The organism is Ruegeria sp. CDSA236 (assembly GCF_059611285.1).
The window spans coordinates 23,125-36,535 of record NZ_JBXWPG010000009.1 but is presented as its reverse complement, the minus strand read 5'-3'; the positions used below and the strand labels follow the sequence as shown (position 1 = coordinate 36,535).

Below are 13,411 nucleotides of genomic sequence, written 5' to 3'. Positions count from 1 at the left end.
GGCCGCATGGATGCGGCTCGGACTGGAATTTCAATACGGAAGATACGCCGCCCGGACGGGCGTGTTACGCGATAAATAAGCACTTACCTACAAAGAGTCAAATAGCTGCTCAGAACTTCAGAACGACCGCCAGAACGATGATAACCATCAAAATAGTGGGCACCTCGTTCATCATGCGATACTGCCGCCCAGTGAGCGTATTTCGGCCCTCTAAGAAGTCCTTTCGACGTACCATCAGCCAGTAGTGGAACCAAGTCATCGCAATCACTGCTGCGCCTTTGACCCAGGGCCAGGCAAAATCCCAGCCGACTATGCCTGGTGTGAATACCATGATCAGGCCGCAGGCCCAGGCCACGTACATCGCCGGGCGCATGATCACCCGCAGCAGCTTTTCTTCCATTTCAAAGAAGATCTCCTGCGCCCCGTCAACGCCTTGGGCTTTTTCTACGTGATAGACGTACAATCTAGGCAGATAGAACAAACCGGCCATCCAAGAGATCACGGCCATGATGTGCAGGGACTTCACCCAAGGATAGATGGTGAAAAGAAGATCAGTCATTCCAGCTCCGGGCGTGGTTTGGATCTCTCCCTATAAAAAAAATAGGAAAAGAGAAAGGATGATGGTTTTGTAGGGAGATCAAATTCCGTGGATTACTTATTTACCCATCTGTTTTCCCCAGGTGGATAGTTTCACCCGAGAACTGGGTGCTTCTGTTGATTTCATAAAAAACTACAATAAAACAATATGTTATGAATATGTAATGCGTAGACTTCCGGGGATAACTTGATGAATAAGCTGGGATATCCCGCTTGTCCCGATGTTCAAAGTTATCCTTGTCCAGACTGGACAGGGTTCGGGCGACTCATAGAAGTTTTTCGCGAAAACACCGGGCTTGCGTGTCAACAGGAAAACCATACAAACCATCCTTGAACGATCAACCATTTGCTCAGGGGGTTTTCCACATTTCTGTCCCCATCATATTGGCCTCGGGGTCATCCATTCGTGCGCAGTTGCTAGAGAATGCGGGCGTGCGGTTTACCGTTCAAACTGCACGCGTGGACGAAGAGACCGCCAAACGGGCTTTGCTGGCCGAAGAGGCATCTCCACGTGATATTGCCGATACTCTGGCAGAGATGAAAGCCCGCAAGGTCAGCGACAAGGTGCCGGGGCCGATGGTTCTGGGATGTGATCAGGTGCTGGATTTCGAAGGTCAGCTTTTGTCCAAACCGCAATCGCCCGAGGATGCGCTGGCGCAGCTCAAAGCGATGCGGGGCAAGCGGCATATGCTGTTATCCGCAGCCGTCATCTATCAGAATGGCGAGCCGATCTGGCGACATGTAGGTCAGGTGCGCCTGCGGATGAGGATGAGTTCGGACGCCTATCTACGCGACTATGTTGCGCGCAACTGGGACAGCATCCGCCACGCAGTCGGGGCCTATAAGCTTGAGGAAGAAGGCGTGCGGCTGTTCGCAACCATTGACGGTGACTATTTTAACGTTTTGGGTATGCCCCTATTGGAGCTGTTGAATTTTCTGGCGGTCAAAGGGGTGATTGATCAATGAGTGGCAAGCAGATCCCGCTGGCGGGTGTGATCGGGCATCCGATTTCCCATTCGAAATCCCCAATACTGCATGGCCATTGGCTGAAAACTTATGGCCTGGCCGGTCACTATATCCCCATGGATGTCGCACCGGATGATCTTGAGGCTGTTCTACGAACTTTGCCCAAAGCCGGATTTGCCGGGGCCAACATCACAGTGCCCCATAAAGAGGTGGCCTTGGATCTGGCGGATACGGCTTCGGACCGGGCCAAGCAGATCGGGGCTGCTAATACGCTTGTGTTTCAGCCCGACGGTTCGATCCATGCGGATAACACCGATGGGTACGGGTTCATGCAGAACCTGCGCAGCGGCGCCCCAGATTGGATTCCAGCGGATGGTCCCGCGGTTGTCTTTGGTGCCGGAGGCGCCGCGCGTGCTGTTCTTCAAGCGTTGGTCGATGCAGGTGTGCCCGAGATTTTCTTGACCAATCGGACGCGCACACGTGCAGATCGCCTGAAGGAAGAGTTTGGTACGACCATAACGGTGGTGGATTGGTTGAAAGCGGGCAACGTGGTTGAAGATGCGGAACTTGTGGTCAACACAAGTTCGCTTGGGATGCAAGGCCAGCCCGAGCTGCGGGTGCCTCTGGACGGGTTACAGCCCGGTGCCATAGTCACCGATCTGGTCTATGCGCCACTTAAGACACGCTTGCTGGAAACAGCAGAACAGGCGGGATGCACACCCGTAGATGGCCTTGGCATGTTGTTGCATCAGGCCGTACCTGGGTTTGAAAGCTGGTTTGGGGTGCGCCCTGAAGTCACTTCTGATTTGCGTGCTGCGGTGCTGGGATGAGCTTTGCACTTGGCCTGACCGGTTCTATCGGCATGGGAAAAAGCACAACTGCCAGCATGTTCGTCGACGAAGGCTGTGCGTTGTGGGACGCAGATGCCGCCGTGCATCGGCTATACGCGCGTGGCGGGACAGCGATCAAGCCGATGCGTAGGGCGTTTCCTGAGGCCATTATCGACGGCGCGGTTAGCCGGGAAGTATTGAAACGGCTCATTTCAGCAGACCCGGCAGCGCTGAAAGCGATTGAGGCCGTTGTTCACCCGCTGGTGGCGGCGGATCGAGCGGCGTTCCGGGAACAAGCCACCGCAGATATTCTGGTTTTCGATATTCCCCTGCTATTTGAAACCGATGGAGATGCGGCGATGGATGCGGTCGCCTGTGTCTCGGTCCCGGCTGACGAGCAGAAACGCCGTGTGATGGCGCGCGGTACCATGACCGAGGCGCAGTTCGAGCAGATCAAAGCCAAGCAGATGCCGAATGACGAAAAATGCGCGCGGTCTGATTTTGTGATCGTCACGGACAGTCTGGACCACGCCCGCACACAGGTGCAGGATGTGGTCAGGCAGATACGGGCAGGGCTGGCAGATGCGTGAGATTGTACTCGATACCGAAACCACGGGCTTTGATCCTGAGAGCGGCGACCGGATTGTGGAAATCGGTGCGGTTGAGCTTTGGAATCACGTCGCCACGGGCGAAACCTATCACGTCTATATCAACCCTCAACGGTTCATGCCCGAAGAGGCGTTTGGCGTGCATGGCATTGGCCCGGACCTGCTGGAACCGCCCCGCTCGGTGGAAAAAGGTCAGGTCACGCTGAAGGACAAGCCGGTTTTTGCCAAGGTTGGTCAGGGGTTTCGGGATTTTGTCGCTGACTCGAAACTGGTGATCCACAATGCGTCATTCGACATGAAATTCCTGAATGCCGAGCTGGGCTGGATGGGTCTGGCGCCGATCCCGATGGATCAGGCGCTGGATACGCTGGCGATTGCGCGCAAACGGTTTCCGGGATCGCCCGCCTCATTGGATGCGCTGTGCCGGCGGTTCAATATCGACAATTCGAACCGGGTTTTGCACGGGGCCTTGCTCGACTCGGAAATTCTGGCTGAGGTCTATCTTGAGCTGATCGGGGGCCGTCAGCCTGATTTCGGGCTTTCGACCTCTGCGTCGTCTTCCGCTGGCGGAGCAGAAGAGTGGCGGCCATCGCCGCGCAAAGACGCCCTGCCGCCCCGGATCACCCAGGACGAACGCGCGGCACATGAGGAATTTGTGGAAAAACTGGGCGAAAACGCCTTGTGGTCCCGCGCCTGAGGTCAGCCCCGGCGCGGGTAAGGCTGATCAGGCCTGTGTTTTTTGCGTCTCGGCCTGACGGCGCATCAATTCATTCCGGTACAGGCTGACAAAATCGATGTTGTCCAGGTTCACCGGCGGATACCCACCGTCGCGCGTGATGTCGCTGACGATGCGTCGCAGGAACGGGAACAGCATCCGCGGGCATTCGATCATCAGGAACGGATGCAGCTGGTCTTCGGCGACACCTTCCACATGGAACAGGCCGCAATAATCCAGCTCGCACAGGAACAGGATGTCTTCCATGCCCTTGGCTTTGGATTTGAGGTTCAGCTTGATCGACACCTCGTATTGATGCTCAGCCGGGCGCTTTTTGGCGTCCAGATTGACCTGAACCGCGATCTCGGGCTGGACATCGCCAGACACGCCTTTTTGCGCCATCACGTTTTCAAAGGACATATCGCGAATGAATTGTCCCAGAACGCGCATCTGGATCTGGGGTGCGGTCTGGGCCGCGGTGTTTTCTTGGGCGCCGTCTTCGGCCATGGGTCTACTCCGAAACTGAATTTCGCCACTGCTTAGCAAGTTGGGCGAGGCACCTCAATGCTGGTGCGGCCCTTCGACCCATTTCGATGGCTTTGACGGGTTCTGACGGGGGCGAACCTCGGTGTATTCACCGTCGACCACATCGCCCTGGGTCGATGCTTGGGGCCCGGTCCTGAACTGCGTCCCGCCGCCCATCTGAAACTGCGTGATTGTGACCTTCGAGCGGAGATAGCGGAATACAGAGACCCGGACGCCAGGGATTAACAGCGCAAATCCAACGGCATCGGTGAAAAACCCCGGTGTCAGCAGCAAGACACCAGACAGCAAGATCATCGCGCCATGGGCCAAAGGTTCGGTCGGGTCGTCAAGCTCTGCAAAGGATCGTTGCAGGTTTTCCAACGCCATGCGACCTTGTGTCCGCACCAAAGCGGTACCCAGAACGGCCGTTAGAACCACGATCGCAAGGGTTGGCCACAGTCCGATTAGCCCACCAACCTGAATGAACAGGCCGATTTCGATGATCGGAACAAGTAAAAAAGCCAGGAACAGGTACATTTGCATTATCCTTTACTGCAGGTCGGGCGGTAGACTTGTCCCGAACTGTCACCTACATAGTGGCAAGAGGCCGTGTATACAAAGTCGCGGTCTGACCAAGAGGATGAAATGAACGAACCAATGATCCAGTTGCTGGTCCTGGCCGGAATTGCCGTTTTCCTGATCCTGCGCCTGAAAAGCGTACTGGGTACACGTGAGGGTTTTGAGAAACCCCCGCTTCAACAACAGTCCGAAGCCAATAAGTCGCGCCGTGATTTTGAGGTGATTGAGGGCGGGCCAGATCACGACATTACCGATCACGTGCCCGAGGACAGCGAACAGGCGCAGACCCTATCCGCTATGAAACGGATCGAGCCGGGCTTTTCGGTGGGTGAATTTGTTCAGGGCTCTCGCGGCGCTTATGAGATGATCGTCATGGGGTTCGAAAAGGGCAATCTGGATGAAATCCAGCCCTTCCTGTCGGAAGAGGTATTTGATACCTTTGTTTCGGTCGTTGCCGCGCGCGAGGATCAGGGGCTGACCATCGAGGCCGAATTTATCGGTGTGCGCGAAACCACACTGGCAGATGTGAGCTTTGACAAGGATACCAACCAGGCCGAAATCACCATGAAATTTGTTGGAGAGCTGACTTCGGCCGTGCGGGATCGTGGTGGCGATATCATCGAGGGCAACCCAAACACGGTTAAACGTCAAAAGGACAGCTGGACCTTTGCCCGCGTTATGGGCTCGGACGATCCGAACTGGCTGCTTGTTGCCACGGACGCATGATTGAAGCGTTTCGGTCGCTTTTCCTGGTGGCTGTCATGACCACCTCTGCCAGCGCCGAGGTGACACGATCCATACTGTCCTATGATGACCTGAATGGTTGGGCCGCCGATGATCACGGGGCGGCCCTTTCGGTTTTTCTGAACACGTGCGGTGATCTGGATGATCCGGACTGGCAGGCATTGTGCGGCGTGGCGCGCACCTATAAGCCCGATGCGGCCCGGTCATTTTTTGAGCTGTTCTTCCGTCCCGTTCTGGTCGAAGACGGGAAGGATGGCCTGTTCACAGGCTATTTTGAACCCGAACTGGACGGGTCCAAAACCAGATCGGAGCGGTATAAATACCCGATCTATAAAATGCCTCCTGAGGCGCGCGGAGCCGAAAAATGGTTATCCCGTCGCGATCTGCTGACCGGTGATGTCATGCAGGGCCGCGGTCTTGAAATCGCCTGGGTGGACGACCCAGTCGAGCTGTTCTTTCTGCAGATTCAGGGCTCAGGCCGTATCCGGTTGCCCGATGGGAGGGCGCTGCGGGTCGGTTATGGGGGCGCCAATGGGCATCCTTATCGTTCGATCGGGTCCGAACTGATCCGGCGCGGTGCCCTAGGTGCGCATCAGGTCAGTGCGCAGATGATCAAATCCTGGGTCCGCAAGAACCCCGAGGCGGGTACCGAATTGCTGTTTCACAACCCGTCTTATGTGTTCTTCCGCGAGGTGAATCGTGTTGCACCGGAATTTGGTCCTCTGGGTGCGATGAACCGTTCGGTCACCACCATGCGCAGCATTGCCGCCGATCCGGCATACACACCGCTGGGTGCTCCAGTCTGGGTCGAAAAGGACGGCAAGGATCCTTTGCGCAGGCTGATGATCGCTCAGGATACCGGGTCCGCAATCAAGGGCGCGCAGCGGGCTGATATTTTCTTTGGAACCGGCGATGCCGCAGGGGCCGCAGCGGGGCGCCTGAAAGATCCGGGTCGCATGGTGGTTCTGCTGCCGATTCAGCGCGCATATGCTCTTTTACCGGACGAGTTCTGATGTCGCGCCGCAAATTGACCCCTGACGAAATGGATCTGTGGCGCAAGGTGACCAAACAGGCAGATCGCCTGCATCCCGAACTCCCGCAGTCGGTGTACCCCACCTCATTGCCCAGGCCGAAACCGACAAAGACCTTTAAGCCCCGGATCGAGGCGTTTGAAGTCGGGCAGAACGCGGCTGGCAGGGGTGTACGGCATGTGTTGAAACCATCCGTTACCGAAGGGTTACGCGCCAACCCAGTGCAAATGGACAGCAAGGCTTTTGCCCGGATGAAACGTGGCAAGCTCCGACCCGAGGGCAAGTTGGACTTGCATGGCTTGCGGATGGACACGGCCTATCCGGCGCTGGTGCGCTTTGTGCTAACCGCGCAGGCTTCGGGCAAGCGTCTGGTTCTGGTGGTGACCGGCAAAGGCAAGGACCGGGATGAGCCCGGCCCCATCCCCACTCCGCGCGGCGTCTTGCGCAATCAGGTACCGCAATGGCTGTCACTGCCGCCCTTGGCACAGGCTGTGATGCAGGTGACGCCCGCGCATATCAGCCATGGTGGCGACGGGGCCTATTACGTCTATCTGCGCCGCAGTCGCTAAAGCGTGCGTGCGGCGCGGCTGATGCCAATCCAGGTCAGCAGACAAACCAGCAGGAAGAAGACGCCGATCCACAGGAACTGCGTGTCCAGCGGAACCCCCTGATCAATCAACACGCCGGTCAGTCCGGGGCCAATCGCCGACCCAAGGACCATGACCGCCGTGGCCATGGCCTTGATCGCGCCAATATGACGGGTTCCATAGAATTCCGCCCAGAACGCGCTGGGCAAGGTGCTGTTTGCGCCGACGGTCAGCCCCAGAAAGACCAATGCAGCAACCGCACCCCCAATCGAGGTGCTTGCAGCCGCCAACATGAAGCCGATAGCTATTGGCACCTGATAAAAGGGCATCATTCGGGCGGTTCCCCATTTATCCAGTGCCCATCCCGCGACAAACATCGAGATCAGGGAAACACCTGTGTAGACGGGAAACAGCGCCACCAACTCGATATGTTGCCAGCCTTTGGCCTCGGCCAGATGGACCTGATGAAAGAAGAAGGCGGTGATAAAGGCAGAAGGACCCAGCAAGGCGGGGGCCATGAACCAGAACAACGGGTTCAGCAAAGCGTCGGTGCGTGTCCAGTGCCGCCCCTGCATACCTGCTGCTGAGTACTCGCTGGCCAGACTTTGCGGTGTGCGCTCTTGCCGAAGCAAGCGCAGCAGAATCGGAATGCCGGCCACACAAATACCTGCCGAGATGATCCAGAGCAGGCGCCAATCCAAAAACACCATCGCAGCGACAAAGATTACCGGCAAAAGCGCTTCGCCAACCGCAAATCCGACCGAGGCGATCGACAAGGCCTTGCCGCGCGTTGTGGTAAACCAACGCGCCATCGCGACCAAGGCAAGATGGGTGCTCATCCCCTGCCCGAACAGGCGCAACAGGAAGATCAGCAGCGGTAGCAGGATCAGCCAGCGGTTCAACGCCATCGCTAGCGCCGCCACGGCTAGCCCAGCCAGGACAGCGGGGCCGAGCACACGCACCCGGAAGATATCCGTAAGTCCGCCCGCCCAGATCATGATGATGGCGGATGCGGTCGTACCCAGCGAATAGATCCCACCCCAAGCCCCATGGCTCAACCCGAACGTCGCACGAATTTCGCCGGAAAAGATCGAGATGAAGAACGTTTGCCCAAAACAGGACAGGAAAGTCAGCAGAACTCCGGCGCCAAGCCATGAGGCATTTGCCTTCAAATAATGCCCCAAGTGAAAGGACATCACGGAGAGCTGACCTTGGCCTGCCCGGTCTCGGTCAGCTCAATCTCGGTCGCCCCGGTCGGGTTTCGTACCTCAGCCGGTGCGATCACGTCAATTCCGCGTTGCCTGCCAAAGGTGCTGCTGACTCGCCGCGCGGAATTGATGATCGCAAGAAGCGCCGGAGAAGTTGCGGCCACAAAATGAGAAGACCCGGCATCACTATTGAAGGCGGTCGTATCCAGAATGCTGATTTTGTATTCGGACAGAGCATCCGCCGAGCTGATATTTCCCAGGCGTTCGCTTTTGGTGGTGCCGCGCAGGCGTGAGGATATGCTCAGCAGTTTGTCTTTTCGCGAAATCATCACAATGAACGGATCAGGAAGCGTTTTTATGCTGTCCATTTGCGACCGAAACAGATCGACATCCAGATCTGGCGCGATCAGAATAACCCCTTCGATATTCCGATGAGACCAGCCTGGGTCGCGTATTTCGGCCTGCCGCATCATTTCCATCGTCAGGGCAGTCCCCATGGAGTGCGCCACAAGGATAACCCGATCGACCCCCATTGATTTCAGCTGGCGAACAGTTTGTTCCAGACCATCACGTGCGAACAGCATGCTGTCGATGTCATAGGCATAGCCATAACCCGTTGCCTGGCTTGGCCAGGAATAGACCATGGTTTCACCCGGTATTTCCAGATCATGTTCCAACTGCGCGGCGCGGAACACTGTTTCCGACTGGGTCGTGTTATAGCCGTGGATAAAGATCGAAACCTCGTCCACACCTCTTAGTCGCGAGGCAAGGCCCTGGGGTCCAGCAAGCTCGTCTTCATCAGCCATCACGAACTGATTTTCCGGGTCCGGGTCGGCATAGGAAAAATCCAATGTCCCGGGTGTGTGATTGGGTGGAATCGAGACCGTCATCTCGAGAAACTGCAGCTGATCGCTGCGGCGGTACCCATAGGATCCGTCCGCTTCGCGCGCGCGGGTGGTTGCTGCGTAAATGGTTTTGGGCGTGCCAATCTCCAGTGCCGAGGGCACGGTTTGAGATACGGTCCGGTCGACACATGCGGCTAGCGTTGCCGCAGTCAGGACAAAAATAATATAGCGCAGCACCTGTCGCCCCCTAAGGAATTTGCGCACACGCTACTCTATTCTGATCCCAGGTCCAGCGGGGTCAATGACACGGACCGGCAAAAACCGGCTGGAGATATTACAGAACGTAACGGCTGAGGTCCGTAGACTTTGTCAGCTCACCCAGATTGTCGTCAACGAACTGTGCATTCACGGTGATTTCCAAACCGGCCTGATCGGGGGCTGTGAAAGACAATTCCTCGAATACGCGCTCCATCACGGTGTAAAGCCGACGTGCACCGATATTCTCGACGCTTTGGTTCACATCCGCTGCGATTTTCGCCAGGGCTGCGATGCCGTCCTCGGTAAAGCTGACCGTGACATCCTCGGTGCCCATCAAGGCAGTGTACTGGCGGGTCAGCGCGTTGTCTGTCTCGGTCAGGATGCGGACGAAATCCTCTTCGGTCAGTGCGCGCAGCTCGACACGGATCGGCAGGCGCCCCTGCAGTTCCGGCAACAGGTCGGATGGTTTGGCAATATGAAACGCGCCTGAGGCAATGAAAAGAATGTGGTCGGTTTTGACCGGCCCATGCTTGGTGGAGACGGTTGTGCCTTCGATCAGAGGCAACAGGTCACGCTGCACCCCCTCTCGGCTGACATCACCGCCGCGTGCGTCCGAACGGGCGCAAACCTTGTCGATCTCGTCCAGAAACACGATGCCGTTCTGTTCAACCGATTCCAGCGCCGCGCGGTTTACGGTTTCGTCATCCAACAGTTTGTCGGCCTCTTCTCCGATCAGCATGTCATAGCTTTCGGCGACGGTCAGGCGTTTCTTGACGGTGCGCCCGCCAAAGGCCTTGCCGAAAATATCGCCCAGATTCATCATCCCCATCTGACTGCCGGGTTGGCCAGGGATATCGAACATCGGCATCTGGCTTGAGGTATCCGTCAGTTCCAGCTCGATCACTGTGTCGTCCAGCTCTCCGGATTTGAGCTTTTTGCGGAACATCTCGCGGGTGCCCTCACGTGCGTCTTCCCCGGCAATGGCAGTAATCACCCGGTCTTCGGCGGCCTGATGGGCCTTGGCTTTGACGTCCTCACGCATGAATTCACGGGTCTGCAGGATCGCGGCATCGGCCAGATCACGCACGATCTGTTCCACATCGCGGCCAACATATCCAACCTCGGTGAATTTGGTGGCCTCGACCTTGATGAAGGGTGCGCGGGCCAACTTGGCCAGACGCCGGCTGATCTCAGTCTTGCCAACGCCGGTGGGGCCGATCATCAGGATATTCTTGGGATAAACCTCATCCCGGATGTCATCAGCCAGTTGCTTGCGCCGCCAGCGATTACGCAGCGCCACGGCGACCGCGCGCTTGGCATCCTTCTGCCCGATGATAAAGCGATCCAGTTCCGAGACAATCTCGCGCGGGGTCAGGTCGGTCACGGGGGCAGTCCTTTCGGTCGGCATAAGTTGGCTGCGGTCTAGGTAATCACCGCAACGGCGAAAACAACAGCGGCAGCGTTGGTTAGCAACGCCCCACCCGGTTTGCAAATGCTTTCCATAGGTAAAGCGCCCGGCCTCTGGTACAGTGATTTCAAAGCGTTGAGGGCCTGGAGCGCGGAAATGACCAAGATTGCCAAGATCACCCTGCTGTTTGTCGTGTTTGTCGACCTGATCGGGCAAGGGTTGGTCTTTCCGATCATCAACTCATTGATCATGGAGACGAAATCGGGGTTCCTGCCTGAAAACACGGCCATGGGCACCCGGCATTTCTACTACGGCTTGGTGATTGGCTGTTTCTTTCTGTCCTGGTTTCTGGGCGTGGTCTATGTCTCTAAGGTTTCAGATTCCATTGGTCGCAAGAACGCGCTGCTAGTGTGTCTGGGAGGGGCATTGATAGGTTATGCGCTGACCATCACTGCGCTGTATCTCAACAGCCTTTTGCTGTTGATTGTCGGCCGGTCGATCACCGGGTTCACAGCTGGCAACCAGCCTATCGCGCAGGCGGCAATGATTGACGGCAGCACCGATGCCGCTGACCGCGACCGCAACATGGGCTATATCGTGACAGGTGTCAGCTTTGGCCTGGTTGGCGGTCCCATTATTGGCGCGGTCCTGTCGGACTCGGCCCTGCTGGGCAGCGCGGCGACGCTGAAAACGCCATTCTACGGCGCCTTTGTTCTGGTGTTGATCGCCATTTTCCTTGTCGCCGCGTATTTCAAGGATACCCGGACCGAGCGTGAGCCCTTTGTCTTTCGCCCCCGCGATATCACCGACAGCCTGATAGCGGTGCGCGAACATCCGATGGTTCTGAAAATCATGCCGGTCTATGGCCTGTTCATGATCGCCAATGTGACCTTCTATGTGTTTGTCGACAACTTCCTGACCAGCGCATTTGGATACGGGGTCATCGGCGGCAGCATGGCCATGGTCGTCATTGGGGTTGCGCTGGCCTTTTCCAGCACCTTCCTGGTCAAACCTGCGCAGGAACGGTTCAGCAAACACCAGATCATCTATGTCTCACTGGTTGTGATGGTGATCAGCGGCCTAGGTTTCGCCTTCAGCCCCAGCGGTGTGCTGAGCTATGTCCCGGTCTTTTTCTTCTATTTCTTCTTTGGCGTCTCATACCCGACACTGCTGGGCCTGTTTTCCTCCAGTGTCAGCGACACCGATCAAGGCTGGGTCATGGGGGTGACGACGGCTGTCTTCTGTTTGGCCGGGGGCGTCATGTCCCTGATCGGCGGCGGGTTGATGAGTATCGACATCCGCCTGCCCTATTACATCGTGATCGTCGCGGCGATACTGGGGCTGATCGGCATGCATCGGCGCTGGAAATCCAAGGAAATCTCGGCTCTATTGGCTTAGACGGATATTGTCCACGATTGAGAGCAGGGAAGATGAAGGTAATCCAATCCCTCAGGATTACGGGCGCGGCACTATTGATTGGGCTGTTGGCCACGGGCCCATTGCCTTCGCAGCAGGTGGCGCCGCCGCCGCCGTTTCTGGCAGATTCCTCTGATCTAGGCGGTCACGTTGTCAACAAGCGGGCAGCACACGAAAGTTCGAGTACAGTTTTGGGGCCGAGGAAACCGCCTGGTTCCCAATCCGGCCAATTTATGGGGCGCAAGTTTGATCCACTTGAGTCTGTTGGCCCAAATCTTGGAGCGCGATCTGGGCAATTCATGGGTCGCAGTTTTTACCCACTTGAGTCTGTTGGTCCAAATCTCGGCGCGCGGTCTGGGCAATTCATGGGGCGGCTAGGGTCTTCTCGGCAGATAAACCTGCCGGGTCCGAATATTGGCGCCCGGTCGGGAACGATTCTGGGGCCAAAACTGCCGTCGAAAAGGTAAGCAGCCGGATTAGCCGCCGATCTTCTCAACCGTGAGATTGCCATTGGTATAGACGCAGATATCGGCGGCGATGGCCATGGCTTCGCGGGCGACTTGTTCCGCCGGTTTGTCGCCATCCATCATCGCGCGCGCCGCCGCCAGGGCAAAATTGCCACCCGATCCGATGGCAGCCACGTTGTGTTCCGGCTCCAGCACATCCCCTGCCCCGGTGATCACCAGCAGATCGGTGCCATCGGTGACGATCAACATCGCCTCAAGCTTTTGCAGGTATTTGTCGGTGCGCCAGTCCTTGGCCAGCTCGACCGAGGCGCGGGCCAGTTGACCGGGCGTGGCCTCAAGCTTGGTTTCCAGCCGCTCCAACAGGGTAAAGGCATCGGCGGTTGATCCGGCGAAACCAGCGACAACTTCGAACCCGCCGGGTGATAGGCGGCGTACCTTGCGCGCGGTCCCTTTGATCACGGTCTGGCCCAAGCTGACTTGCCCGTCTCCGGCAATGACCACCTGCCCGCCTTTTTTGACGCCAATAATGGTTGTGCCGTGCCAACCGGGAAAGTCGCTGTCTGCCATGGGGGCCTCCGTTTTCGCCTGCTGTTCTATATGGGCCGGTCTCATCCGCAGCGCAACAGT

The 13,411-nt window shown here is 57.2% G+C and carries 15 protein-coding genes; 8 read left to right on the top strand and 7 right to left on the bottom strand.

The features are described from left to right. Positions 1–109: 109 nt before the first annotated feature. A complete protein-coding gene (locus AC2FLB_RS14585; protein WP_142637422.1) occupies positions 110–559 on the bottom strand; it encodes a CopD family protein in 450 nt (149 codons plus the stop codon). A 404-nt stretch (positions 560–963) separates the two neighbouring features. Between AC2FLB_RS14585 and AC2FLB_RS14580 the strand changes: the two genes are divergently transcribed. Genes AC2FLB_RS14580 through dnaQ form a run of 4 tightly spaced genes read left to right on the top strand, consistent with a single transcriptional unit; the run spans position 964 to position 3,698 of the window. Continuing rightward, positions 964–1,563: a Maf family protein gene (locus AC2FLB_RS14580; protein WP_142637605.1), complete on the top strand. Its 600-nt coding sequence runs from the start codon at positions 964–966 to the stop codon at positions 1,561–1,563. Next, positions 1,560–2,393: a shikimate dehydrogenase gene (locus tag AC2FLB_RS14575; protein ID WP_496709504.1), complete on the top strand. Its 834-nt coding sequence runs from the start codon at positions 1,560–1,562 to the stop codon at positions 2,391–2,393. Before AC2FLB_RS14580 ends, AC2FLB_RS14575 begins: the two co-directional genes overlap by 4 nt. Further along, positions 2,390–2,983 (top strand): dephospho-CoA kinase, encoded by a 594-nt coding sequence (gene coaE, locus AC2FLB_RS14570; RefSeq protein WP_496709503.1) that lies wholly within the window; start codon positions 2,390–2,392, stop codon positions 2,981–2,983. The genes AC2FLB_RS14575 and coaE overlap by 4 nt, the downstream gene beginning before the upstream one ends. Then, positions 2,976–3,698, top strand: coding sequence for a DNA polymerase III subunit epsilon (gene dnaQ, locus AC2FLB_RS14565; RefSeq protein WP_496709502.1), 723 nt, complete (start codon positions 2,976–2,978; stop codon positions 3,696–3,698). The genes coaE and dnaQ overlap by 8 nt, the downstream gene beginning before the upstream one ends. A gap of 27 nt (positions 3,699–3,725) precedes the next feature. Here dnaQ and secB read toward each other — a convergent pair whose 3' ends face one another. Both secB and AC2FLB_RS14555 read right to left on the bottom strand, forming a co-directional pair. Then, entirely contained in the window at positions 3,726–4,223 is a 498-nt protein-coding gene (gene secB / locus AC2FLB_RS14560) for a protein-export chaperone SecB (RefSeq protein ID WP_142637430.1), read from the bottom strand. Between the two features lie 54 nt (positions 4,224–4,277). Further along, entirely contained in the window at positions 4,278–4,778 is a 501-nt protein-coding gene (locus AC2FLB_RS14555) for an FxsA family protein (protein WP_142637432.1), read from the bottom strand. Positions 4,779–4,886: 108 nt separating this feature from the next. Between AC2FLB_RS14555 and AC2FLB_RS14550 the strand changes: the two genes are divergently transcribed. From AC2FLB_RS14550 to AC2FLB_RS14540, 3 genes are read left to right on the top strand one after another with little or no spacing between them, the layout of a single operon-like run. After that, positions 4,887–5,546 (top strand): Tim44/TimA family putative adaptor protein, encoded by a 660-nt coding sequence (locus tag AC2FLB_RS14550; RefSeq protein WP_496678644.1) that lies wholly within the window; start codon positions 4,887–4,889, stop codon positions 5,544–5,546. Then, positions 5,543–6,577: a murein transglycosylase A gene (mltA, locus tag AC2FLB_RS14545; protein ID WP_271950628.1), complete on the top strand. Its 1,035-nt coding sequence runs from the start codon at positions 5,543–5,545 to the stop codon at positions 6,575–6,577. Before AC2FLB_RS14550 ends, mltA begins: the two co-directional genes overlap by 4 nt. Then, the gene (locus tag AC2FLB_RS14540; RefSeq protein WP_496709501.1) at positions 6,577–7,164 is read left to right on the top strand and encodes a Smr/MutS family protein; all 588 of its coding nucleotides are present in this window, start codon (positions 6,577–6,579) and stop codon (positions 7,162–7,164) included. Before mltA ends, AC2FLB_RS14540 begins: the two co-directional genes overlap by 1 nt. On the opposite strand, the gene AC2FLB_RS14535 is transcribed toward AC2FLB_RS14540, so the two are convergent. The 3 genes from AC2FLB_RS14535 to hslU form a co-directional block, all read right to left on the bottom strand. Further along, positions 7,161–8,378 (bottom strand): MFS transporter, encoded by a 1,218-nt coding sequence (locus AC2FLB_RS14535; protein ID WP_496709500.1) that lies wholly within the window; start codon positions 8,376–8,378, stop codon positions 7,161–7,163. The two genes, AC2FLB_RS14540 and AC2FLB_RS14535, sit on opposite strands and share 4 nt — an antisense overlap. Beyond that, positions 8,378–9,472 (bottom strand): alpha/beta hydrolase, encoded by a 1,095-nt coding sequence (locus AC2FLB_RS14530; protein WP_496709499.1) that lies wholly within the window; start codon positions 9,470–9,472, stop codon positions 8,378–8,380. The genes AC2FLB_RS14535 and AC2FLB_RS14530 overlap by 1 nt, the downstream gene beginning before the upstream one ends. 97 nt (positions 9,473–9,569) lie before the next feature. Then, positions 9,570–10,877 (bottom strand): ATP-dependent protease ATPase subunit HslU, encoded by a 1,308-nt coding sequence (gene hslU, locus AC2FLB_RS14525; RefSeq protein WP_142637444.1) that lies wholly within the window; start codon positions 10,875–10,877, stop codon positions 9,570–9,572. A 180-nt stretch (positions 10,878–11,057) separates the two neighbouring features. Here hslU and AC2FLB_RS14520 point away from each other — a divergent pair, with 180 nt between their 5' ends. Beyond that, positions 11,058–12,299: an MFS transporter gene (locus AC2FLB_RS14520; RefSeq protein WP_496692593.1), complete on the top strand. Its 1,242-nt coding sequence runs from the start codon at positions 11,058–11,060 to the stop codon at positions 12,297–12,299. Positions 12,300–12,793: 494 nt separating this feature from the next. On the opposite strand, the gene hslV is transcribed toward AC2FLB_RS14520, so the two are convergent. Then, complete coding sequence (gene hslV / locus AC2FLB_RS14515; protein ID WP_496692592.1) at positions 12,794–13,351, bottom strand: ATP-dependent protease subunit HslV; 558 nt, start codon at positions 13,349–13,351, stop codon at positions 12,794–12,796. Positions 13,352–13,411: the final 60 nt, after the last annotated feature.